The following is a 22,689-nucleotide window of genomic DNA, read 5'->3' on the forward strand; positions in this document are numbered from 1 at the left end:
AGTAAAGTGAGGTTACTATGCAACATTTCAAAACAAAAATTGAACACTTTCAAATCTATATTTATTTTTCTGCAATAATACTTGGCATACTGATAGGGACCAATTTCCCAGGTATATCTAGCATTTTAGAAACTTTAGTAGCTATATGTATCGCAATACTTATGTTTAGTATGTTTTCACAGATCCCCTTTTTCGAATTACAAAAGCGTGTCCTAAACTTAAAATTTGTGACAGCACTTATCATTGCTAATTTTGTCATTCTACCTATTCTCGTTTACTTTTTAATTTCTATTTTCAATATAAGCTCATCTGCAATATTAATTGGGCTATTTCTAGTACTATTAACACCATGTATTGATTACGTCATTGTTTTCACTGCTTTAGGTAAAGGCAACGCTCAATATATGCTTATCTCAACACCCATTTTATTTGTTTTACAAATTTTATTATTACCACTGTATTTAACAATGTTTTTAGATAAATCCATACTTACAATAATTGATATAGAGCCGTTTATACATTCTTTTTTCACATTTATAATTATTCCATTACTACTCGCATTGACTTTACAATTATTGAGTAAAAAATATTATGTGATGTCACAGACTTTAAAGGCAACGTCTTGGCTACCTGAACTCTTTATGTCACTGGTATTATTTACCGTGGTAGGTTCACAAATTAATAAAATCGCTAATGACTTATCGGTTGTTGTCAAAGTAGCGCCTTTATATATTATCTTTATGCTAATCGCTCCTTTTATCGGATATTTCACGGGTAAAATTTTCCATTTAAAACCATCCATTTTACGGACATTAGCCTTTAGTACAAGCACTAGAAATGCCTTAGTCGTACTTCCCCTAGCATTATCATTACCAGATCAGTGGGTTACAATAACCACAACAGTGATCATCACACAGACTTTAATTGAATTGATAGGTGAACTTTTTTATATAAAAATGATACCTTCGCTGATTAAATCGTAATACATTGATTCCTGCTTATTCACTTAGCACCAAAATTAAAATAAAGCGTATATTTTTTTATTATTATACAATTTAACATGATACAACTAAATTATTTGGTATAATTGATATGAATCGTAAAATGTTACTTTATAATATAAAATGACATATAAGCGCTATGTTTTTCATTTTCAAATACTTAAATTAACTTAGGAGATGAGCATGATGAAAAAAATTATTTTAGTATTATTGGGGATTGTTAGTCTTAGTTTTTTGATTAAGCCATTATTAAACCTTGTCATTGATGACGAATTAGAAGAAGATGTCGTTGATGAAGATAGAAAAACGAGTCAGTTTTAATACATTTTCACTTAGTATATACAAACCAAAAGACAAGACATCCGTTGATGCCTTGTCTTTTTAATGAGAACTTGTTTATATCGACGCCATAACAATATCGAAGTAGTGATCCACGCCACTGTTCTCATTTGATAATTCAATTTATTTCTTTTTATACGCTAATGATTTAAAATAATCATATATTTACTTTTTACACTTATGTGACCTCGCAAATTTTACCCTGAGGTGATGATATGAAAACTTTAAGAAAAATAAACGAAAATAACTTCATTATTTATCATATACAGACAGATTTAGGCCTTATCATTAAAGTAAAAACAGATGCCAGCTTATCCGAATATCAAACAAATAACCTATTACAAAGCGTATCTAAAGAAATGGACGATAAGCTTAGACAAAATGTTGAATGACTTCGATAATGATATAAAGCAGCAATGCTAAAATATACTTTTTAAAGTTATTTTAGTGTTGCTGCTTAGTTTTTTATTAATTTATTATGACAATAATAAATCCTATAAATAATACAAACGTTGATAATCTTGGTTTACTTTTCCCTAACAATCCACTAAGTAAGACCAGAGACAAACCTACTATTAATAATTGATTATTAAATGTTGTGATACCTAAAGCATCTCCGACCATCATAACGACACCATAAATAATAATCATACCGATGAATATACTGCAAATAAGCGAAAATATATTTAATAATTTCATATGTTACATCCCTTTTTAAAATTAAAACACGCCACTTCGAAAAGTGGCGTCAACCTCGAAAATATAATCGGCACTAGAGTTTGGAGGACTTCTTGTGCTTAGTTATATATACCCACTTTTATTAAATAAAAACACAAATAACTAATAATATCAAAATAACTACAATTTATTTTTTGCTACTTTGAAAACATTTAACTTTCAATACTTAATAATGGCAGTTGATAATAAATTAATTTTAATAAAATTAATCATACTGTTGGAAAACAATTTAATAAAAAGTTATCCTATAGATAAAGCATTAATAAAAAAACAGATTAATTATCTAGTTGAATTTAGTATTAGATATCATACATTTCGATAAGTTATGGATATTTACATTGAAATGTTTTTATAAAAAAGGGTGATGGAATGGAAGTATTACGTAAAGTTTATAAGGATGGCGAACCTGTTTATCATGTCAAAACAGATAAAGGCTTAGTTATTAGAATCAAAGGATCTGATGATTTAACAGATTCAGAAACCGAGGAACTACTATTACTCGTTTCGCAAGATGTTGACAAAATGAAAAAATAATCGCAAAACAATTAACATTTCAATGTTGTCACCAACCTCAAAATCAAGGGGCTTCAATTTTAATTCAATATAGAACACTGCGTCTATTTAATCCAATTAATTATTAGCGCCAACTAGAAAATGACTTTTCTTAGTTGGCGTTTTGTTTTGTAGATTATATGATTATAATAAAAATTCAAAGTGGATTTTTAAATATAACGACGATTACATCGCTACCCATATTATATTTAAATTTGTGTACGCATTTCAAACACAATATGTGGTATACCATCTTCCATATATGTATCCGAAACACTGTGAAAACCAAATGATTCATAAAATGGCTTTAAATGTGCTTGCCCTGAAATTTTTATTGTCGTGTTTTGATACATTTCATTTATTTTATTGATTGTCTCATTGATTATTTTGCGTCCATAGCCTTGATTTCTATAATTTTCGGAAACCAAAACTCTTCCAAAACTTATATACTGTTCAAACGTTATAATTCTTGTATAAGCCACAATGTCATTCCCATTGCTCAATATGACATGAATTGCATCTAGATCATAATCATCAACCTCTTGATATATACATTTTTGTTCTACGACAAACACGCGAATTCGAGCTTGATAAATTTGTATAAGCTCTTGACTAGTTACATCTCTCGTATGTTTTATATTTAATTCCATTATTCACCTCCCAAAAGCACACGTACACAAACCATAACCTTAGTAATTATTTATAGCAGTAATGTATCACTTATTTATATTTATTGCTCAACGATTTGAATCAAATTACCACATGTATCATCAAAAATAGCATACCTTATGCCTTCAACTTCTTTTGGTTCAGTGTGAAATGTAATACCTTTATCAATCAATGCTTGATGTTCACCATCCAAGTTATCCACGCCGAACATTGTGACAGGAATCCCTGCCGCATATAGTCCTTCTTGATAGTCTTTAGCTATAGGAATGACATTGGGTTCTAATACGATTTCAACGGTATTAGTCGAATTTTTTCTGTAACCGTTACCCATCTAAAACCACCGCCAATTTCAATATTATGTTTTGTCTTAAACCCTAGTTTTTCAGTATAAAATTGTTGCGCCTTGTCTTGATCATCTACAAAAATGCTTGTCGCTATAATTCTCATTTATATTCTCCTTATCTATGAAATCATTCTTATATCAAATATATGGTTTACATCTAAAATAATAACTTTTTGTTTATATACACAATAAAATTAAAAAAATATTATATGATATGGTGGTATTTTCAATAAAATATAAGTTTGTATTACAGAAATATATACTACAATGGCACATGGATGTTGATTATCTATTTCTTTTAGGAGTGACTTGTTATGAAAAATCTTATGGAATTGCGCGAAAAATCTAATTTAAGTATTTCAAAACTAGCAATTAATTTAAACGCGAACTACAATACAGATATTAGAATTTGCCAAATTTGGGACTGGGAAAATGGCTATCGCAATGTTTCAAATAAAAACGCATCAATTTTAGCTGATTACTTTAATGTTTCTGAAAAAGAATTCATGAATTAATTTTAAGGGAACTTAATTATTTGTATATTTAAGTGGGAAACGCATGTCCGTTCCCCACTTTTTATTATGCTTAATTTTTAAAGATAACTGTTATGATATAGTCTATACCTTCAACACTGTCCGTGACAGATGGTGTCACACTTACTAATTCCCAGTGTTGCTTATCATTGACGTATTGTAAAAATTCATTGACACGTTTATCAAAATCACTAAAACTTTCTTCATATTCCATATGCAATGTTTTTATTTCCATATTAATCACTCCTCTATTTTATTTATTATAAATTCTTCATTTTTCTAAAACAAATCAAACAAAATCACATCAGTTTTATTTAATTCAATTGTTGTAACCTTACTTTTTTAATTTTTATTTAATTCATTTTCAAGCCATTCAACGATTTCTTCAAAAATAAATTTATTTTGAGATTTTTCATTAAATATTTCATGTTGTAAGCGATCGTAGATATGTAATGACTTATGTACTGAACCTATTTCTTGAAAAAATTGTATAGAATCTTGATAACTTACTAAACCATCTTCTTTTCCATGTAAAATTAATACATTATCTGTAAAATTTTGAGCATGCGCTTTTAGGTATTCAATACCATCCATTAATGAAAAGATAAGCCCCATTGAAATTTGCTTCGCATTTAAGTCATCAAGTTCATATTTTTCCATTACTTCTTTTTCTGAACATACCCCTTCACCTAAACTATTTTCTAAATATGTGTCCGGTGAGAAGTTTTTATCAGGATTACCAAAAAGTTCATTATTATAACGTGTTAACGCACCTGAAGTTATCACGCCATCTACTTTATTTGGATGCTGTGTTCCATATAACGCAACGGTATAACCGCCCATACTATGTCCAATTAGATATACTTTACCGTCCATATGTGTCTTAACATCATTTGTGACCGCTTCTAAATCTTCAACAATTTCATCACTATTGCTGTAAAATGTTTGTTTTCCTTCTGAACGCCCGTGTCCTCTTTGATCATATCTTATGACATTAAAACCATTGTCATTTAAATAGCCTGTAATCTCATCATAGCGATCTAAATGTTCTGCTACCCCATGCACGATAATAATATTTGCTTTTGCTTCTTGAACATCATTCACTTTCATATAGAGTTTCGTATTATCTTTAGACTTCACATATTTAATATAATTCATATTAATCACTCCATTTTATTGAAATTATTCATACGTTAATTATAACCCTATTTTCAAATAATTCATACGTTAAACATATATAGCATTTACTTATATATCATCTAGTTGAATGCTATACTTATTTATACAAAATACGTATTTCAAAGGATAACCATGTATAAATCAATCACATTAATGCGTACATTATTTAATTCATTAAATATAAGTGCTTTAGATCACTTAACATACGAAACCTATAATGCAGAATACGAAAGCTATTGTTTTCAAATTAATCATTGTAGATATAGACACAGATTAGCTAAAAAAACACCAACAAAATCTGGTTACTTTGTTGTTTTCTGGACTAAAGACCACGATAACAACAATAGGCCATTTACATATCAAGAAGCTAAAGATATCTTAATCATTACGGTGCTTGATCATACGCACAAAGGTCTCTTTATCATCCCCAAATCTGAATTACTTGCACAACGCTTACTGTATTCGGAAAATAATAAAGGGAAAATGGCAATGCGCGTTTACCCACCTTGGGAGGTCAATTTAAACCCATCAGCTCAAAAAGCTCAAAAATGGCAAACGCAATATTTCATTGATCTAACACACACCACTGACTTTCATTTACTGAAAAAGTTAATGACTGTTGAAGATTAATTCTTTAATGAATCGCTCTTGCAATGGAAATCGTTTAAATATCATAGTTCTCCCAACTTTTTAATATCGGTTAATGATATGATTAAATAGGAGCGTGATATAGATGTCAAAATATATATTGTCTTATAATTTAAATTCCATTTCATACGGTTACGAAAAATTACCGTCTCAATTAAATAATTTAGGAAGTGCTTTATTTATATACAGAGGCTTATGGCTTTTAAAAAGTGATTTAGACAAAACTACAATTTGTGAAAACATCAAAACTTACTTTACTTCTACCGATGATTTTCTAATATTTGAAATTGAACAAAGTCCATTAGGTACGTTAAGTGAACAAAAGTATAACGAAATTCTGCAACTACTTGATGAGTAAACACATTCTACATGAATGTGTTTTTTACTTTTAAAATATCGTTCGGCTTACTTCAAAATGGATTTTAATTGCGTTAAATTTTATTATTTTGTATATTATAAGTATAAGAATTTTTAAAAATATATTTTTGAGGTGAATAACATGGCAGATGAAAGTAAATTTGAACAAGTTAAAGGTAACGTAAAAGAGACAGCAGGCAATGTTATGGATAACAAAGATTTAGAACAAGAAGGTAAAGAAGATAAAGCTTCTGGCAAAGCAAAAGAAGTAACTGAAAATGCAAAAGATAAAGTTAATGATTTTATAGACAAATTAAAAAATAATATTGTGTCTACATCTATTTGTAGCTATCGTATATCGGCAAAGTGATTATCTTTGTCGATATTTTTGAATCAATATACTACAAAGGACACGCTAAAATAGATAAAACTAAATATTGCCCACTTTTTAGTTGCGAATAAGTTTATGTATAGTACAATTGAATAAATCTTATCATTTCTATATGTCATATAGTTAATGATGACTAACACAAATATTGTATCATTGTAGTTTCATAGCACTAGCTTCAATTTTACAAAATGCAATTTTAAGGGGATCTCTATGAAAATTATTAACTATGAAATTGGCGCTATCGACATAAGATACACAGTTGAAACAATTAAAGGTCATATATTTACACATTCATTTCCAAAAGACACGCCATCTAACAATGTAGAACGTTATTTAAAGTTACTATCTACTAATGTTGATGAACGAAAAGCAGAGATCTAGATAGCGGAAAGTTCTATTCGGATTAAAATATATATTTATACTAGAGATAGTTGTGTTATAAAACCATACTAATGACCATAAGCAAAAGGGACACAAAACCAAATCAAATTTCATTAAGTTCAAAATATAAAAAGAGAGTCGTCCATTATAATTGGAGGAACTCTCTCTTTTTTAAACTGTTGTAGATTGAATATCTTTGTTTATCTATTGTCGCCTTAATAATATAGTGGTTCAAAATGTTATTAATATATCCTTTTTCGCTTTTCATTCAATATTAAAGTAAATACTTAGGTGATTTTGAATAAGTATATAAGCAAAATCATATTAAATGCTATTTTCAAAATTAATTAGCATTATCTAAAAAGAAGTCTGAAATTAAATTTAAAAATTGCTTTGGCGATTCTAAGTTAGCTAAAGGTGCTGTATTAGGCATTGTATTCTTTTTTACATATGATATTTCTTTAATCATTACCTCCGAAATATCATGAAAATCTTCAACATCATACTCACCATTAATAATTAATACAGGAATTCGTATATTTTTTAACTGTAAAATATGATCTTCGTTTTTTATTTCCTCACATGAATTTTTTGCTTCAGGTTTAATTAAAAATTTCATTTGCATATCAACCACTAATTGTTTTACATCTACGTTGATAAGTTCTGCATCCCTATTTCTTAGTATCCAAGTTTTATAGTTTAACTTTGCTGTTTCTTCAATTTTTCCTTCTTGCAATAATCGTTCTTCATCTTCCTCATATTTTTGGAGAAAAGATGAACCTTTCCATCCACCTAAAGCTGGTGACAATAGTGCTAAGCTCAGACACTTTTCCGGATTTTCTAAATAAAAATCAATAGCTAATTTTCCACCAAATGAAGCAGCTAAAATATGAGTATCCTTGATGTCCAAATGTGTCAGTAGTTCATTAATAATGTTACTATAAGCATAATTTCCTTCTGTAAAATCACTAAAGCCAAAGCCAGGAAGATCAAATCTAACTACTCGATATTTTTCTGATAGTAAATGGAATTCTTTATCCCACATGCGCGAATCTGCAATTCCAGCATGCAGTAATAATATATTTTCACCATGACCTTCGATTCAAAATAAATATTAGCTCCCGTAGCCTTAAAAACCCTTTATCTCCATATGTTGTCATAGTATACGAACCCCCTGTTGATATCGATAAATAATGAGTCATACTTAAAACATGAATAAGATAAAATATTTTCTGCCTTTCATATTTAACAGCTTCATTTCTTTGCGTTAACTTCTCATTTCTTTTTTTGCAACTACACTTAAATTTTTAATAAGATAAAATTTACATTGCATGTTTTATACCCTTTTTAACTAAATACCAATTGATTGGATAACTTGTCATAAATCCGATTAACATCGCAATTTGCATTAAGAACCAATATTCAACATGATTAGGCTGCATGTAAGTTGGACTAACAAAGAGATGCATAATAATCATAAAACCAAACATACCAATTTCAAAAGCAATTAACGATAGCGTATCGGCTTTGATTGCGTCTACTAAATCTCTACCTGGATGGTCATGTTTAATTTCCATGTGGAAGTATTGGAACATTAAACCGAAGATATAGGCTAATATAAATTCGATAATAAACTCTGTCACCATTTGATTATTAAAAAACAATAACCCCGTAAAGAAAACAACAGGCGCACCAATTAAGTCCCCCAATGAGCAACCAGCACTACAGTGTGTTGTAGAAACAACGACACTTTTCCAAAATGGCTTATTACTATGATGTTCATGATGATGCATCGTGTCATGGTGATGATCATGCTGGTGTGACATGTGATCAACTTCTTTTTCTCTGCCTAAACGATAATAAGCGATTAATCCTAAAATCGGAAAGTACAAGCCGGTTAATGGCCACACAATATTCATAATCATCATTTGACGTTGTGGATTTTTAAATATATCTAATAGTATAATTAAAAATTGTAATATTCCTACTATAATAAATATTAAAGATATCGTCACAAACATATTAAGACCTCCTAAGATTTTATATTCAAAGGTTAAAATTTCGAACTCATATTCACGGTCAGGAATAATACTATTCATACTACCCTAAAGCTTTTATTAAATTCATTATGCTATATTTTATATATTTCAAATAAAAAAACAGCGATTGAACAAGGTTATTATGACGGAGATAATGCTGATGAAGTCTATAATAAATATGATGACATTGAATTCTCAGAATAAATTTAATATAAAATAAACTAGCTACTCATTTAGTTGGCTTTATTTTATATTATCAATACTTTTTGCGAAACCAGATGATTTGTTTTCAAATCCATTCCTTTTATAAAATTTATGTGCGTTATCTCTTTCGGTTCTGTTACCACTATTTAAAGTGATTGCTTTGCATCCTAATTGAGTTGCTAACATTTCTGACTCGTTTAATAAAAGTGTTCAAAAGTGTTCCATAGCCTTTCCCTCTATAATCAGTGTTTATAACAAACGCTAGTAAGCGCATGTATTCTCCATTCTTTTCATAGAACAACATTTTGCACATACCACTCAACTCGATTATCGCATCATCTTTTAATAAAAGTAACAAGTAATAATCTCCATGATTATATATCTTTTTCAAACGATTAAATAAATCTTCTGCTTTTGTCGGATAACCTAATTCTTCATATAAAACTAATAATTCATTTATCTTATTTAAATCTTGTTCTTAAAATAATCTTGTTTTTATAGTCATAATATAACCTACTTATTTATAAAAATTCATATGTGGCTTTTCTTCTTTATAATAATCTAACCTATCTTGCAAAGTACCAGTATGTAATTCTAATTTATGGACGTCCGGATCAGTGAAATATATTGAATTTTTATCTCTTACGTCTCTATTACGCCCTTCTAATATATTCACGTTGTTATCTTTGTACCATTGATACCATTCATCAAATTCACTTTCATCAATTGTAAAAGCCATATGTGTATATGAGTATGCAATTTCATTTCTTGGTATATCTTTTTCTTCATTTAGCGCTAACCATAGACCACCTACAGTAAAATACGCTGTTTTATCACTCTCTACTAAAATATTAGCTTTTAAAATATCTTTATAGAAAGTAATAGATGCCTTAATATCTGATACTGAATAAGTTACGTGATTTATAGATTGAATCATATATTCTCCTAACCCTTAATTAAAATTAAAAAATACTATATATGTTTCATCATATAATTTTGTATGTTTATATACCCTAACTTTTCATAAAACTTTTCTGCTTTGATATTATTTGCCCAATAATCTAATTCGATAAAATCACAATCATTTTTATATGCCACATTATCCAAATATTCCATAGTCAATTTACCAAATCCTTTTCTTTGTAAATTGTTTCTTATACAAATTTGGTCAACAAATAAAGATTTATACCCATATTTAAATGGATTTTCAGACACTGTTTTTATTTGATAAATAATATAACCTACTTCTTTTCCATTATTTAATAGTAACTCTGCGACCATTTCAGTATTATTAATAATAAAATCAAAGAAACTTTCGATATCTTCTTTATTATATGGCTTAAATATTTTTGGGTACTCTTGAAAATGTAAATCTTGAACTTCTTTATTTAAATCAGCTAGAAGTTTAGTATCTTTGGTTAGTTCAATTATAAAACTTATATATCACACCTCATTTTCTTAAAAATATTTTCAATTCACAGAATATTCTAACATAAATGTATATAACAATAACTATCAAATAAAATCAGCGATAAGAATAGATTTATTAATTTAGGTGTGTTTATTTTATCTCCAATATGTCTTTTAAATTCAATACACTCATTCCAGTATCTACATACATGTGTAGTGTTTTTGTATAAACATTTACTTTTTATATGTAACTAACTTTAGTTTTAATATATTTATTATCGAAGTAACGCAATTCAATAGTTGTGTGTTTACACATTTTGAAAATCAATGTGTTATTAAGTTCATTCAATTGATCGTCGTCTAATATCAGTTTTTCAATCATACTTTGGTTTTGTATGTATTGTTCTAGTTGCTCATATTGTTCGGGCATTGTCTTAAACGCTTGCCACTTAAAGATTACACGCCCTTTTGGCATACGTGGATTAAGGTACTCTATAGGGATTTCTCTATAGTCACTTGTATATTTATAGTCATGAGATACATCTGGATTTATTGGTTTCATATTATCACCTCAAAAAAACGGAATCGTTTTACTAGCTTTTATAATATCTTTTGTGAAGAAAAATTGTTTACCTTCTCCTGTGTATGCAGGATTTAAAATCATATTCGCTTTGGCATTGTACAACCACTCTGGATTAATACCAGAATTTAATATTTCTTGAAATTCTTGAAAGTTTTTATTCCAATCTAAATTTGGAATCATATAATCACCTCATGAATATAATAGAACGCTTGTTCATATAAATCAATTTAATATCTATTTTTCTTATAATAAATTATAATTAATCGTTAGATAAATTCAGACAATCAAGGAGAATACATATGGATTACAAAAAAGAAATTGAAAAAATAGGTTGGAATACAAAAGAAGTAGCTAATCGAGTTGAAAGTTTAATCGAAGAAAAAGTAATAGATATAAAAGAAGATGTAACCGAAGATCTATCAGTGGTTGTTGAAAAAGAAAATAATAATCCACTACTCAATGAGTTTTTAAATAAATAAAAAACAGCCTATCTAATCAGATAGGCTAATTTATTACAGTTTGTTAAGCGTTCCACGTCGCTTGATAGTTAAATACCCCAATTTTCTTATTGGAAACAAATTATAGCTATAAAAGTTATATAAATTGTAGTTCATATATCTCTTTACATTCATAAGAATTAAAACTATCAATATGACCTTTTAATACTACTTCTTGTTTCTTTCTACTCACATTGTGATAATATGTTAGCCTAATATTCATATCTGATTCGTAACCATTATTTTGAATAGTATCATCCAATTCATCAAATACAGTTTTATTAATAGGTAACATATAGCTTTCTTTGCTAGGTAACATATTTATATATTTCTTTTGAATTACATTATCTTTACCTAAGATAACTTCAACAGTTATGTGTTTAGCAGCTCCTCCACCAAGGTTATATAACTTTAAATAATCTTCGTGTTCTTCAGAATTTGAAGTCGTATTTCTTAAATTCAAATTTTTATTTTCATCTTTTTCTAAAAGGATTTGATTAAACCCTAGAGCTGGTATAAAACTAATTTTCATTTGATAAAGTTGAACTGATACCGATACAAAATAAAATAACGCCATAATAAAAGTTCCTAGTGATCCAATTGCTGAAATAATATTTATCATATTAAGTCTCCTTTTTAATTTTTAGAAGACAGTAGTAGGAATTTAATCATAACATTTAATTTGATATTTTTGTAGATTTTTTAACATTTCGTACTACCTACGTATAAAATCATCAAATAACCACCCAGTGACATGTGTGGGTGGTGGATATAAAAAGATATTTGAGAAAAGGCTAGCGATTCACATGTAAATACATTATACCATAAAAAAAATAGGGCGAGCACATAAGTGCCTGTGCTCTAATGATTTTATATTAATTTTTACTTCCCCTCTATAATACTACATAAAATAATAAATCTAGGAATTGCTGCAAAAATTCTTTTTTTGATTGGATTTTAAACAAACATATATTTGTGCATTTTAATATCCCAATCGTTTTTTTAATAAATAAACATTACATTTGAGAATAAAAATACAACATTTGGGAATTATAACATTTTATTTTTAGAATATTATGATAAATTATTTATAAAAATATTTGGAGGGATTTACTTGGATGAAATTTTAGAAGATATTAAAAAAAGTGCTTGGAACTTTATTACACTGATTATTTCAGTCTTTTTATTTTTTACTTTGAAATCTACTGCTGATTCATTTGTTTCTCAATATGGTGCAAAAGTAAAAATTAAAAATTTATTTGTTGACGGTTATCTTAGTGGAACTTTAAGCATCTTAGGTCTTATTTTTATTACTTTAGTATTACTATGTGCCACTATTTTTTTCTCATATTTGATATTAAAGGGCGATTTTTCACTTACGGCGATTTTTCAAATATTAATTTCTATTGGTTTTATCATTGCAACATTATCTTTAAGCTCTGTACCATTTATTGGTACTTTGATTATGCTAATAATAATCACTATATTCATTTACTTCATAATTAATGAAAGATAGTAACTTAAAAAGGGCTTTAAAATAGCCCTTTTTTCATTCCAACTTATCCAACAACGCATTAAACATCTGCCTAACTCGTTGTGCCTGCACATCAAATATACTTCCTATCTTTTCATAACTAACGCCTTTACAAAGTAGTAGGAACAAACAAAACTCTTTATCCGTCCCTACTCTTTCTACTATAGTTTCTAATTCATTGAAAAATATCGCGTCTTCAAAATTGTTATTATCTATTACATTATTTACTGGCTAATCACTCACATTAAAGAAGTCATCTATACCAACATCTTCATCACGTATATCGTTATTCTCTATTGTCTTGTGGTAGTTTAATATAAATTCTTTAACAGTAGCTTTATCATACTTCATATATATTCTACTGCCTTTGCAACACGCTTTAATATTACCTCTCTAACATGTCTTAATGTTAACTCACTAACACCTATTACATCGGCAATCACTTCATCTGTATACTTCTTATCATCCCACCATGTGAGCTTTATAACCTGCTGTATTTTAACTTCACTTTCGTTATACACCTTTGTAATGCCTTTCACAATTGATTATAGGTTCATATATTGTAATTCATCCATGTCGCTAGGCTTATGCTTATAAGTATCAACCATACTATGATAGTTGCGCATGTATCATTCTAAAATTGGATAATCTTCTTTACTTAAACTTTTGATCACACGACCAACTCCTCACGCTCATTATTTAGCGATTCTTTAACTTCTACTACAAAGTTTTGATATAACTATAAAGTATCATGATCTAGGTCGTAATGTTGCATTGTTAGTAGGCAACTTTGAAATTGAAATACAAAAACGTTTAAATTATTGGACGTTAGAGCAATTTAATCAATTCTATGGTATATTACCTACAATACAACAAAAACTGTTCTTCAAATTGTTATTTTATAGTGGCGCACGTAAGGGCGAGATTAGAGCACTCACATGGGAAGATATAAACTTTGACGATGATTATATCCATATAAACAAAACGGACTATCACGGTAAAGTGACAGCTTCAATAGTAATTGGCATAGTCTTTACTATAATTGCTATATCAAGAGATCGTTACTTAAAAGTCACTGAAATTAATCAGTTATTTGCTGTTGGAAAAATTATCAATTTATTAGTAGTCCTTTTCATTAGCACTATTTTAATTTTGTTAATTTCACTTGAATTAGCTGACCATTATAATATTAACCCAACAAAAATAATAGCTAATCCAAAAGATCGCTATACCTATGTTACAGTTGTTACTTCAATAATTCTAATTATTTTAATAATATATATAAGCTTGACAATGGGTGATTTGAAAAGCAAATCTAATTATTTTGTTAATAATTATTTTAATACTAATAGAAATCTCTATATATTACAACGGTATAAAGACAAATATATATGTTCTTATGATTCTCCCAAAAGCTATAATCGTGTTTTAATAAATATCAATGATTTAGATGGAATTGAACTTGAATATTATTCCAAAAACAATACAAGTAAATTTGATTTAATGAACCTTTTTAAGTTAAAAAATCAAAAACTAGCTTTATCACTATTAATAACAGCTTTACTTTTCATTACCATTTTAAGTTTAATTATAATATTTTTAATTTTTTTATTAAATTACTTACTAGACTTTGGTTCAAACTCCTTAATAACTTTTTCAATATCTTTTTCTATAACTATTTTAATAATTAATGTAGTAATAGTAATAAGCAATATCAAAAAAACAATTAAACGTTTTCAATAAATGATATGCAAAACTAGCACCCCTTATTTTAGGGTGTTTTTTATTTGTTGTGTATTATCTGTGCACTTTCTATGCAACAAAAATAAAAAGCCTACAACCACAAGGGTTGCAGACTATATAGTGGAGACGGCGGGAGTTGATTAAAGCGATTATGTATACATTTAGAAATTGCTATAAGTATTGTCATATCAATGTTTACATTGCCTTAGTACATCTGTGTAAAATGTTAAAATTGCAAAAACAACATAAATTTGTGCACTCTACACTTATTCAATAATTTAGTATATATTATCGTATTGTGTGAAATTATTTATTATTTTTGGTTTTCTCCCATTCTGTTTTTAAATATTTCGAAGTGTATTCTGTAACGTTTTCAATATATAAATCTAACTCCTTTCTAAGTTTTATAACTCTTTCTCTAGTTTCTTTTGTTTCCTCTTCACTTTCTTCTACCTTAGAAGTACGTTCACGAAATATAGTTTCTATTTCATCTGTTAATCTTTCTATCTTTTTAATCTTACTATTATAATCTATATTCAAGCTATCTTTTTCCTCACCTGTTTTGGTATATTTATATTCTCCAAAAAACAACCTGATTTTGACAGACAATTTCTGTATTTCTAATTGTTTATCTTGTAGTATTTTATAGTCCTTTTCATTTAAAATCATTGTTTCATTATCTACATTTAATATAATTAGTATATAAAAATTATATGTTTTAGATAAATACTCACTAACTAAATTTCTAACTTCCTGTATCCACTCATGTCTAGCTTTTGATACTACTTGAGATTTTATTGTTTTTTTAGTAGTTATAATATTAAAAGAGCCGCCTACTAAGGCTGATATAACTGCCGAAGTTAATATAGTCGTTATCATTTTTTTCACCTACATAAAATTTATTTACTTCAATTATCTGCTAAATAATAAATTTATTCAACAATGTTATTTCATAGGAAATAAACCATTAAGATATTGTTAAATTGCATGTTTATATTCAAAGTATTTATCTTAACATGACAAATACTAATGATTTTTCACTCTGACATTCACTCTGTGCTGCATTGAGAAGTGAGTATGCTTATAACTATACGCTTGATTGTTGATATTCGCTTTTTAAGATACCCATGTGAATATCAGTTTCATATTTTCCATTAATATAAGCTCCTTCTCTTTCTTCACCCTCAACTTTAAACCCCACATTTTCATATGATTTAATAGCTCTTTTATTATACGCAAGTACCTTCAAATATATTCTATGAAGTTTTAATTCAGAAAAACCGAAATTCAATATAGCATTTGAAACCTTTGTTCCAATTCCTTTATTCCAATATTTTGGATTGAATATACCAATCGCAAACTTTGCTTTATGATTTTCATCGTCTATGGTTAATCTAACTTGTCCAATAAACTTTCCTTCATATTCAACAGCCCATTCATAAGGGTTAGTCTTTATCTCATTAACTAATAACTTTGCTTTATCCAATGACTTTTCTTTATTTACATTCATTTCAGAACCATACATTTTCAATAGTTCTTCATCAAATGGAATTTTAAAATATTCTTCTGCATCATCATCAAGCGCATCTCTTAACTTTATGTTGTCATTCACGAATATTGTCTGTTTCATCTACTTCATCCTATTCATAAAATTTCTTATGTGGCTTTTCTTCTTTATAATAATTTAACCTATCTTGTAATGTACCTGTATGTAATTCTAATTTGTGGCCGTCTGGATCAGTAAAGTATATTGATTGTTTATCTCTTATATCTCTATTACGTCCTTCTAATATGTTCACATCGTTATCTTTTAACCAATGGTGCCATTCACCAAATTCACTTTCATCAATTGTAAAAGCTATATGCGTATACGAGTATTGAATTTCATTTCTAGGTATATCCTTTTCTTCATTAAGCGCTAACCATAGACCACCCAATGAGAAATAAGCTGACTTATCACTTTCTACTAAAATTTTTGCTTTTAAAATGTTTTTATAAAAATTAATAGATTTACTGATATCTGACACTGAATAGGTCACGTGATTTATAGATTGAATCATATATATACTCCTAAAAAAATTATTTTACTGAATATTCTAACATAAATTCATACAAAAATAACCACTACTTAAAATTATCACACCACTTTAACAGTTAGTGCTACTTAATCTTTTTATCAAAATCTAATATAAGTATAATCATAAATAATATTTTTAATCATAACTTTTTGTTATCTCTTTTAATTTTTAGATATAGTACAATTAAGTTAATAATTTATTTTTTTAAGGGAGAAATGTTGAATGAAAAAGGTATTATTTTTATTATTGGCAAGTTTCATAGTATTAACTGGATGTGGGAATAAAGAAGAAAGTAGGTTAGAAGACAACAAAGAAGAAACTAAAACATCTGAAAAAGAAAAAAATAAAGACGATAAGAAAGATGAAGAAAAAGAAAGCAAACGGGACGATAATTCTAATGAAGATGTAGCTACACAAGATGACAACACTGAACAACAAACTAAAGAAGAAACACCTCAATCGCAAGAAAATAATGAAGTTGATGTTTCAAACATAACTGACCGTTCAGTATTAGAGTCTGTTATATATGGTAATTATTCCGAAATGAAAAAAATCAATGCATATAATAGTGCTGTAGCTAACGGAGTTATACCTCAAGGAAATGTTATGGAAGGCCCAGCCAGTGCTGCATATGAAAGTTCATTAAAAGTTGAGAGTGGCGAAGATGAATCAGTCTACGAAAAAAACGATAAAGGAACAGATGCACATGCTTCTGATGAAATGGAAGGATTCTATCAACAAGAACGTGCAAAAGAACAAGAAGCAGAAAAAGCTCAAGAAGCTAAAGAAGAAAAACTACAAGAAGAATATTTTGGACTTTCCGATAAATTGTACGGTGATGAGGAATACAGCGATGAAGAAATGGAGGCAATGGAAAAAAGGCAAGATGAAATTTTAGATGAAGTAGAACCAATTAATTAATATTCAAGGGCACCCTACTGTGCCCTTTTTATTTTATCTCCAGTATATCTTTTAAGTTTAAAACACTCATTCCAGTATCTTCATACATATGTAGTGTTTTTGTATGAACATCTACTTTATGAATATAACCTACTTTAGTTTTAATATATCCATTTTCGAAGTAACGTAATTCAATTGACGGGTCGTTATACATTTTGAAAATTAATGTATTGTTAAGCTCATTCAATTGATCGTCGTCTAATATCGGTTTTTCAATCTTATTTTGGTCTTGTATGTATTGTTCTAGTTGCTCATATTGTTCAGGCAACGTTTTAAACGCTTGCCACTTAACGATTCCACGCCCTTTTGGTATACGTGGATTAAGATACTCTCTAGGTATCTCTCTGTAGTCGGTTGTATATTTATATTCATCTGGTACATCTGGATTGATTGGTTTCATATAATCACCTCATGAATATAATAGAACACTTGTTCGTATGTGTAAAGATGTATATTACATATAAATAGACATAAAAAAACACCCACCAGTTGGTGAGTGATTATTTTTAGATATCTTTCAGCAAAACTTTATAATTTTTTGGGAACTTTGTGTTATGTGAAAATTTATCAAATAGTTTTGCGTTTTTATTTTTAAATGTATCTACTATACTAATCAATTCGTTTATAAATTGTGGTTTAATTGTAGATCTATTTCTAAAAAGTCTGTTTAATACTAAAATTAATGAAAATATACCATTAATACCTATTCCATGGTTATAATGCTTGTATCTATAGTTTTCAGAATTTAGTGCATTAACATAAGCTTTTTTATGAATGGGATTCGGTAAATTCAAAAACGCGTTATTAGAAATGACTTCTCCATGAGCTGCACAATTTCTATAACAGTTCATTATATTTAAACTATAAACCATAAACTCTTTAATATTGCCATTTGAAGTATTGAAATAATGTAATAATATTGAATTTTTAACTTGTTCTTTGCATAGTTTATACATGTACTTTTTATCACCAAATGACATATATTGAAATAAAATCCAAGGTGGGATGTTTTTATGTATATTTGAATAATGTACTATAGGTCGTATTGTGTTATCCTCTAATATTTTATCTATATTTTGAAATAAAATATCTTGTTCACTTTTGCCACTAATGGTTTTCTTCCCTAAATTATAATTGGCTTTGTTTAAATAATCACTTTGTTTATATCCAATGTTCAAACTGATTTCATTAGATAATGTCGCTAATAATGATTCTTCGAAAATTTGTATATATTTAAACAGAAACAAACTTATTTCTCTATCAAAGTCATACAAATCAATCAAATCTTCAAAATAAAATCCAGAATAGTCTTCATTTCTATTTTCTAAAATTGTATCTTTAAACCCGTTTATTAATCTGTAATAAGGGATATTTTGAAAAATAGTGTGCGCATTATTTTCATCTTTAAAACTTAAACCCCTCTGTTTCAAAAGAAATATTCTATGACTTTTAGATATATATGGTTTGTCTCTATAAAAATCTCCTATTATCTTTATATTACTTTTGAATAATGTATTAAAATTTGTATATTTTAAATTAAAATTTTCTTTATACCCCATATTTATATCACTCCGAAAAAAAAGCCCTACTTTATAAAGTAGAGCCATGGCACTTTGCCTTAATTGCTTACTTCAATAATAACATATTCAAATAAATTAAAACTATGGTTTGCAACCACTATATATTGTTTTTCGAAATGTATTAATAGGTTTTAGGCAAATAAAAAAAACAAAAAACACTACATATTGTGTCAATATATTTTCTCGAAAAAAATAAAAAAATAGGGCAAGCACATAAGTGCCTACCCTATCAACTTATTTTGCCAACTTATCCAACAGCTGGTTAAACATCTGCCTAACTCGTTGTGCCTGCACATCAAATATACTTCCTATCTTTTCATAACTAACTCCCTTACACAGCAGTAGAAACAAATAAAACTCTCTATCAGTTCCTACCCTTTCAACAATAGTTTCTAATTCATTGAAAAATATCGCATCTTCAAAATTACTATTATCTATCATATTATTTACAGGTTGATCACTTACATTAAAGAAGTCATCTATTCCAACATCTTCATCAAGTGTTTCGCTATTATCAATTGTCTTATGGTAGTTTAATATAAATTTTTTTACAGTAGCTTTATCATACTTCATATATATTCTACTGCCTTTGCAACACGTTTTAATATAACCTCTCTAGCATGTCTTAATGTTAACTCACTCACACCTATTACATCAGCAATCACTTCATCTGTATACTTCTTATCATCCCACCATGTGAGCTTTATAATCTGCTGTATTTTGACTTCACTATCGTTATACACCTGTGTAATCCCCTTAACAATTGATTCTAGATTCATATATTGAAGTTCATTCATGTCACTAGGCTTATTCTTATAAGTATCAACCATACTACGGTAGTTTCGAATGTATCTTTCTAAAATTGGATAATCTTCTTTTCCTAAACTTTTAATCACACAACCAACTCCTCACGCTCATTATTCAGGGATTCTTTAACTTCTACTACAAAGTTTTGATATATAATTCCACTCTCTTTTTGACGTTGTTTATTACGTTCTAAACGCTTATGATGATGCACTTTATATAAATCTACCTGTAACTTATCAATCGTCTTAATCGGCTTGTTATTGCCATTAGATTTGAAGTATCTCATCACTTCATTTTGTTCCTTTGCCGTATAGTTACTGATAAGTTTCTTTAATAAATTAAGTTTCTTGGTACTATTAGTTTTAAAACGATTCAATTCTTCTTTTTGGTCTATTATCCATATAACTAATTTCTCTAATGGATAAGAAACAGTAATAACGCCTGCTACATCATCACACATCATATGTGACGTGTTTAAATGATACATTGCATCGATTTGTTCCTGTATTGCTCTTATCTTACTGTTAATGAATTGAGGATTATAACTAGTTAACAATTCGTATTCAGTAATTTTCATTTCTTCCTTATACAACAAAACTGATTTACAACGTTTTAATTTCATAGTAGCCCTCCTAGACTCTTATAATGAAACAGATTTATTTTTTATTCATCATCATCCATACCGAATATGTCAAAAACTGATTTCTCATTTGTCTTTTCTTTTGAAGGATCTAATATCTTTAATCTTGATTCAATCGTGAGTCCTAATTTGGGCGCAATGCTATTTAACTGCGATAATGCATCCCTTTTTATAGCATGGTTTTGATTGAGTTTTGTACCACGTTCAGTGACAATAATTGCATCTTCATTCTTCATACGAATAGTGGCATTGATATAATCTGAATAAGCTGTGCAATATGCAGAAACTAGCGCTAAATCTAAACTGGCAATCGGTAATTCTTCTAATAAAGGAAATATTCTATGCCATTCATTTGTAGCTGTATCATCTAACCATTCTGGTGGTTCTGCTGGTAGTTTTGTTAATTGCTGTAATGCTTCTTCTGTAGCTTGTTTATTTTCTTGTGCTTCTGTAGTTAATCTACTCTTTTGTTGCGACAATAATTTTCTTTGAGCCATTCAATTTCCCCTTTTCTAAATTATTTCCACTATGTAAAGCTACTTTTCTTTACACATTTTCAACTTTCATTTTCAACATTCTAGCGAGATTACCTGTCGACCGATAACAAACAACTTCAAAACAAGTGGGGGCTAATAGATGCCTCCCTTTTTTTAAATTGATGCTGTTCAGTTGGTAATAGCAGCACTAAAATGACGTGCATTTATTATTTTTAACGCCTTTATCACACTGTTGTTACACGCTCTAAAACAAGCTCTAAATGGCTTGTATGAAGTATGATTTTCAAGTGTTTATCGTCTTATTCATCATGTAACTTGTTATTTATCATGATTCTATTTAGATCTACAAATAGCCACATTATATGATTCTTTTAACCTCTAAATACATCATACTTATTTAATAATTTATAACCTTTGTATTAGCAAACTGTTTGCTATAAAGCTATTAACACTATTTAGCATTTAACCTATGAATTAGTATGAAGATACTTCTTGTATTCATGTTCATGTTGAATGTTTATTTATAATTGTTTATTAATTTTTATTTTTATAATTTATTTTAAATTTAATTTCAAATAAAAGAACAAATCATTTATCTTTTAAATATGTTCATCAAAGTTATTTACTTAATCAATCTTCTATTGATATTGTAAAAGGATTAATATGATCTAATCATTTAATTAAATACAATTACTTATCTCAATATCATTATTGAACTAATTATTTATTCTTTAATCATCAATGAATCAATCTGTTATTCATCATTCAATACAACTTATAATATTCTCTATCTTGAATACTTCTATTATCAATATCACAACAACTTATATTCTTTCTCTTGCTTTAACTATGTTCAATATCAATATGTTAATCACACATCAATCATAAGTTATATATGATGACTGAATGGTCTATTGAATTATATAAGTATGCACAAACTCTTGATATTAAAATAGCCACCACCACAAGTACAAGAGTAGGACAAG

At 28.2% G+C, this 22,689-nt stretch carries 32 protein-coding genes and 3 pseudogenes; 12 read left to right on the forward strand and 23 right to left on the reverse strand.

The annotated features are described in order from the left end of the window. Positions 1-17 precede the first annotated feature (17 nt). On the forward strand, positions 18-983 hold the full coding sequence (locus tag L987_RS01740) for an arsenic resistance protein (RefSeq protein ID WP_047502577.1): 966 nt from the start codon (positions 18-20) through the stop codon (positions 981-983). A gap of 572 nt (positions 984-1,555) precedes the next feature. After that, positions 1,556-1,732 (forward strand): hypothetical protein, encoded by a 177-nt coding sequence (locus L987_RS13850; RefSeq protein WP_002483863.1) that lies wholly within the window; start codon positions 1,556-1,558, stop codon positions 1,730-1,732. A 76-nt stretch (positions 1,733-1,808) separates the two neighbouring features. Here the strand turns inward: L987_RS13850 and L987_RS01745 are convergent, their stop codons facing one another. Beyond that, positions 1,809-2,039 carry a hypothetical protein gene (locus L987_RS01745; RefSeq protein ID WP_011303563.1) on the reverse strand — a complete coding sequence of 77 codons (231 nt, stop codon included), beginning with the start codon at positions 2,037-2,039 and terminating at the stop codon, positions 1,809-1,811. Positions 2,040-2,447: 408 nt separating this feature from the next. Between L987_RS01745 and vraX the strand changes: the two genes are divergently transcribed. After that, positions 2,448-2,612, forward strand: a complete 165-nt coding sequence (gene vraX, locus L987_RS13855; RefSeq protein ID WP_002483865.1) for a C1q-binding complement inhibitor VraX — start codon at positions 2,448-2,450, stop codon at positions 2,610-2,612. A gap of 227 nt (positions 2,613-2,839) precedes the next feature. On the opposite strand, the gene L987_RS01750 is transcribed toward vraX, so the two are convergent. Together L987_RS01750 and L987_RS01755 are read right to left on the reverse strand one after the other, a co-directional pair. Beyond that, complete coding sequence (locus tag L987_RS01750) at positions 2,840-3,280, reverse strand: GNAT family N-acetyltransferase (protein ID WP_047502579.1); 441 nt, start codon at positions 3,278-3,280, stop codon at positions 2,840-2,842. 80 nt (positions 3,281-3,360) lie between these two features. Beyond that, positions 3,361-3,746: pseudogene (locus L987_RS01755) on the reverse strand (VOC family protein). Between the two features lie 210 nt (positions 3,747-3,956). Between L987_RS01755 and L987_RS01760 the strand changes: the two are divergent. After that, entirely contained in the window at positions 3,957-4,157 is a 201-nt protein-coding gene (locus L987_RS01760) for a helix-turn-helix domain-containing protein (RefSeq protein ID WP_047502582.1), read from the forward strand. Positions 4,158-4,227: 70 nt separating this feature from the next. Here the strand turns inward: L987_RS01760 and L987_RS01765 are convergent, their stop codons facing one another. Then, a complete protein-coding gene (locus tag L987_RS01765; protein WP_047502585.1) occupies positions 4,228-4,410 on the reverse strand; it encodes a hypothetical protein in 183 nt (60 codons plus the stop codon). Between the two features lie 107 nt (positions 4,411-4,517). Continuing rightward, on the reverse strand, positions 4,518-5,333 hold the full coding sequence (locus L987_RS01770; protein WP_047502588.1) for an alpha/beta hydrolase: 816 nt from the start codon (positions 5,331-5,333) through the stop codon (positions 4,518-4,520). 153 nt (positions 5,334-5,486) lie between these two features. On the opposite strand from L987_RS01770, the gene L987_RS01775 reads away from it, so the two are divergent. From L987_RS01775 to L987_RS13860, 4 genes are all read left to right on the forward strand, one after another. Continuing rightward, complete coding sequence (locus L987_RS01775; protein ID WP_047502591.1) at positions 5,487-5,984, forward strand: MepB family protein; 498 nt, start codon at positions 5,487-5,489, stop codon at positions 5,982-5,984. Between the two features lie 103 nt (positions 5,985-6,087). Next, a complete protein-coding gene (locus L987_RS01780) occupies positions 6,088-6,360 on the forward strand; it encodes a hypothetical protein (protein WP_011303569.1) in 273 nt (90 codons plus the stop codon). A 141-nt stretch (positions 6,361-6,501) separates the two neighbouring features. Continuing rightward, complete coding sequence (locus L987_RS01785; protein ID WP_047502594.1) at positions 6,502-6,729, forward strand: CsbD family protein; 228 nt, start codon at positions 6,502-6,504, stop codon at positions 6,727-6,729. A gap of 231 nt (positions 6,730-6,960) precedes the next feature. After that, positions 6,961-7,131, forward strand: coding sequence for a hypothetical protein (locus L987_RS13860; protein ID WP_002483874.1), 171 nt, complete (start codon positions 6,961-6,963; stop codon positions 7,129-7,131). Positions 7,132-7,474: 343 nt separating this feature from the next. Here L987_RS13860 and L987_RS01790 read toward each other — a convergent pair whose 3' ends face one another. The 7 genes and pseudogenes from L987_RS01790 to L987_RS01820 all read right to left on the reverse strand — a co-directional run bounded on the left by L987_RS01790 (position 7,475) and on the right by L987_RS01820 (position 11,547). After that, positions 7,475-8,176 (reverse strand): alpha/beta fold hydrolase, encoded by a 702-nt coding sequence (locus tag L987_RS01790; RefSeq protein WP_231558558.1) that lies wholly within the window; start codon positions 8,174-8,176, stop codon positions 7,475-7,477. 277 nt (positions 8,177-8,453) lie between these two features. Then, positions 8,454-9,152 carry a DUF4396 domain-containing protein gene (locus L987_RS01795; protein WP_107636899.1) on the reverse strand — a complete coding sequence of 233 codons (699 nt, stop codon included), beginning with the start codon at positions 9,150-9,152 and terminating at the stop codon, positions 8,454-8,456. Between the two features lie 261 nt (positions 9,153-9,413). Then, a pseudogene (locus tag L987_RS01800) lies at positions 9,414-9,834 on the reverse strand (GNAT family N-acetyltransferase). 57 nt (positions 9,835-9,891) lie between these two features. Beyond that, entirely contained in the window at positions 9,892-10,311 is a 420-nt protein-coding gene (fosB, locus tag L987_RS01805; RefSeq protein ID WP_047502600.1) for a FosB/FosD family fosfomycin resistance bacillithiol transferase, read from the reverse strand. 35 nt (positions 10,312-10,346) lie between these two features. Further along, positions 10,347-10,814: a GNAT family N-acetyltransferase gene (locus tag L987_RS01810; RefSeq protein ID WP_080983410.1), complete on the reverse strand. Its 468-nt coding sequence runs from the start codon at positions 10,812-10,814 to the stop codon at positions 10,347-10,349. 211 nt (positions 10,815-11,025) lie between these two features. Further along, positions 11,026-11,346 carry a YolD-like family protein gene (locus L987_RS01815; RefSeq protein ID WP_225791496.1) on the reverse strand — a complete coding sequence of 107 codons (321 nt, stop codon included), beginning with the start codon at positions 11,344-11,346 and terminating at the stop codon, positions 11,026-11,028. A gap of 9 nt (positions 11,347-11,355) precedes the next feature. After that, positions 11,356-11,547, reverse strand: a complete 192-nt coding sequence (locus tag L987_RS01820) for a hypothetical protein (RefSeq protein WP_002455580.1) — start codon at positions 11,545-11,547, stop codon at positions 11,356-11,358. Positions 11,548-11,666: 119 nt separating this feature from the next. On the opposite strand from L987_RS01820, the gene L987_RS01825 reads away from it, so the two are divergent. Then, a complete protein-coding gene (locus L987_RS01825) occupies positions 11,667-11,846 on the forward strand; it encodes a hypothetical protein (RefSeq protein WP_047502606.1) in 180 nt (59 codons plus the stop codon). Positions 11,847-11,961: 115 nt separating this feature from the next. Here L987_RS01825 and L987_RS01830 read toward each other — a convergent pair whose 3' ends face one another. Next, positions 11,962-12,486 (reverse strand): hypothetical protein, encoded by a 525-nt coding sequence (locus L987_RS01830; protein WP_047502609.1) that lies wholly within the window; start codon positions 12,484-12,486, stop codon positions 11,962-11,964. Between the two features lie 492 nt (positions 12,487-12,978). On the opposite strand from L987_RS01830, the gene L987_RS01835 reads away from it, so the two are divergent. After that, on the forward strand, positions 12,979-13,380 hold the full coding sequence (locus L987_RS01835) for a hypothetical protein (RefSeq protein WP_047502612.1): 402 nt from the start codon (positions 12,979-12,981) through the stop codon (positions 13,378-13,380). 365 nt (positions 13,381-13,745) lie between these two features. On the opposite strand, the gene L987_RS13995 is transcribed toward L987_RS01835, so the two are convergent. After that, entirely contained in the window at positions 13,746-13,937 is a 192-nt protein-coding gene (locus L987_RS13995; protein ID WP_225791497.1) for a hypothetical protein, read from the reverse strand. Positions 13,938-14,142: 205 nt separating this feature from the next. Here L987_RS13995 and L987_RS14325 point away from each other — a divergent pair. Then, a pseudogene (locus tag L987_RS14325) lies at positions 14,143-15,141 on the forward strand (tyrosine-type recombinase/integrase); the annotation flags it as partial. A gap of 306 nt (positions 15,142-15,447) precedes the next feature. Here L987_RS14325 and L987_RS01855 read toward each other — a convergent pair. The 3 genes from L987_RS01855 to fosB (L987_RS01865) form a co-directional block, all read right to left on the reverse strand. After that, complete coding sequence (locus L987_RS01855) at positions 15,448-16,020, reverse strand: hypothetical protein (RefSeq protein WP_047502618.1); 573 nt, start codon at positions 16,018-16,020, stop codon at positions 15,448-15,450. A 208-nt stretch (positions 16,021-16,228) separates the two neighbouring features. Further along, on the reverse strand, positions 16,229-16,771 hold the full coding sequence (locus tag L987_RS01860; protein WP_047502621.1) for a GNAT family N-acetyltransferase: 543 nt from the start codon (positions 16,769-16,771) through the stop codon (positions 16,229-16,231). Positions 16,772-16,781: 10 nt separating this feature from the next. Beyond that, complete coding sequence (fosB, locus tag L987_RS01865) at positions 16,782-17,201, reverse strand: FosB/FosD family fosfomycin resistance bacillithiol transferase (RefSeq protein WP_047502624.1); 420 nt, start codon at positions 17,199-17,201, stop codon at positions 16,782-16,784. Between the two features lie 240 nt (positions 17,202-17,441). On the opposite strand from fosB (L987_RS01865), the gene L987_RS14000 reads away from it, so the two are divergent. Continuing rightward, entirely contained in the window at positions 17,442-18,140 is a 699-nt protein-coding gene (locus L987_RS14000; RefSeq protein WP_047502627.1) for a hypothetical protein, read from the forward strand. Between the two features lie 28 nt (positions 18,141-18,168). Here the strand turns inward: L987_RS14000 and L987_RS01875 are convergent, their stop codons facing one another. The 6 genes from L987_RS01875 to L987_RS01900 form a co-directional block, all read right to left on the reverse strand. Further along, a complete protein-coding gene (locus L987_RS01875) occupies positions 18,169-18,579 on the reverse strand; it encodes a YolD-like family protein (protein WP_047502629.1) in 411 nt (136 codons plus the stop codon). A 106-nt stretch (positions 18,580-18,685) separates the two neighbouring features. Beyond that, entirely contained in the window at positions 18,686-19,738 is a 1,053-nt protein-coding gene (locus L987_RS01880) for an Abi family protein (RefSeq protein WP_047502632.1), read from the reverse strand. Positions 19,739-19,993: 255 nt separating this feature from the next. Next, on the reverse strand, positions 19,994-20,332 hold the full coding sequence (locus tag L987_RS01885; RefSeq protein WP_047502635.1) for a hypothetical protein: 339 nt from the start codon (positions 20,330-20,332) through the stop codon (positions 19,994-19,996). Next, positions 20,329-20,655, reverse strand: a complete 327-nt coding sequence (locus L987_RS01890) for a hypothetical protein (protein ID WP_197050267.1) — start codon at positions 20,653-20,655, stop codon at positions 20,329-20,331. The genes L987_RS01885 and L987_RS01890 overlap by 4 nt, the downstream gene beginning before the upstream one ends. Next, positions 20,652-21,188: a hypothetical protein gene (locus tag L987_RS01895; protein ID WP_047502638.1), complete on the reverse strand. Its 537-nt coding sequence runs from the start codon at positions 21,186-21,188 to the stop codon at positions 20,652-20,654. The genes L987_RS01890 and L987_RS01895 overlap by 4 nt, the downstream gene beginning before the upstream one ends. A 41-nt stretch (positions 21,189-21,229) precedes the next feature. Next, entirely contained in the window at positions 21,230-21,703 is a 474-nt protein-coding gene (locus L987_RS01900) for a phage terminase small subunit P27 family (protein WP_047502640.1), read from the reverse strand. Between the last annotated feature and the right edge of the window lie 986 nt (positions 21,704-22,689).

Source organism: Staphylococcus sp. ZWU0021 (assembly GCF_000798895.1).
Classification (GTDB): Bacteria; Bacillota; Bacilli; order Staphylococcales; family Staphylococcaceae; genus Staphylococcus; species Staphylococcus saprophyticus.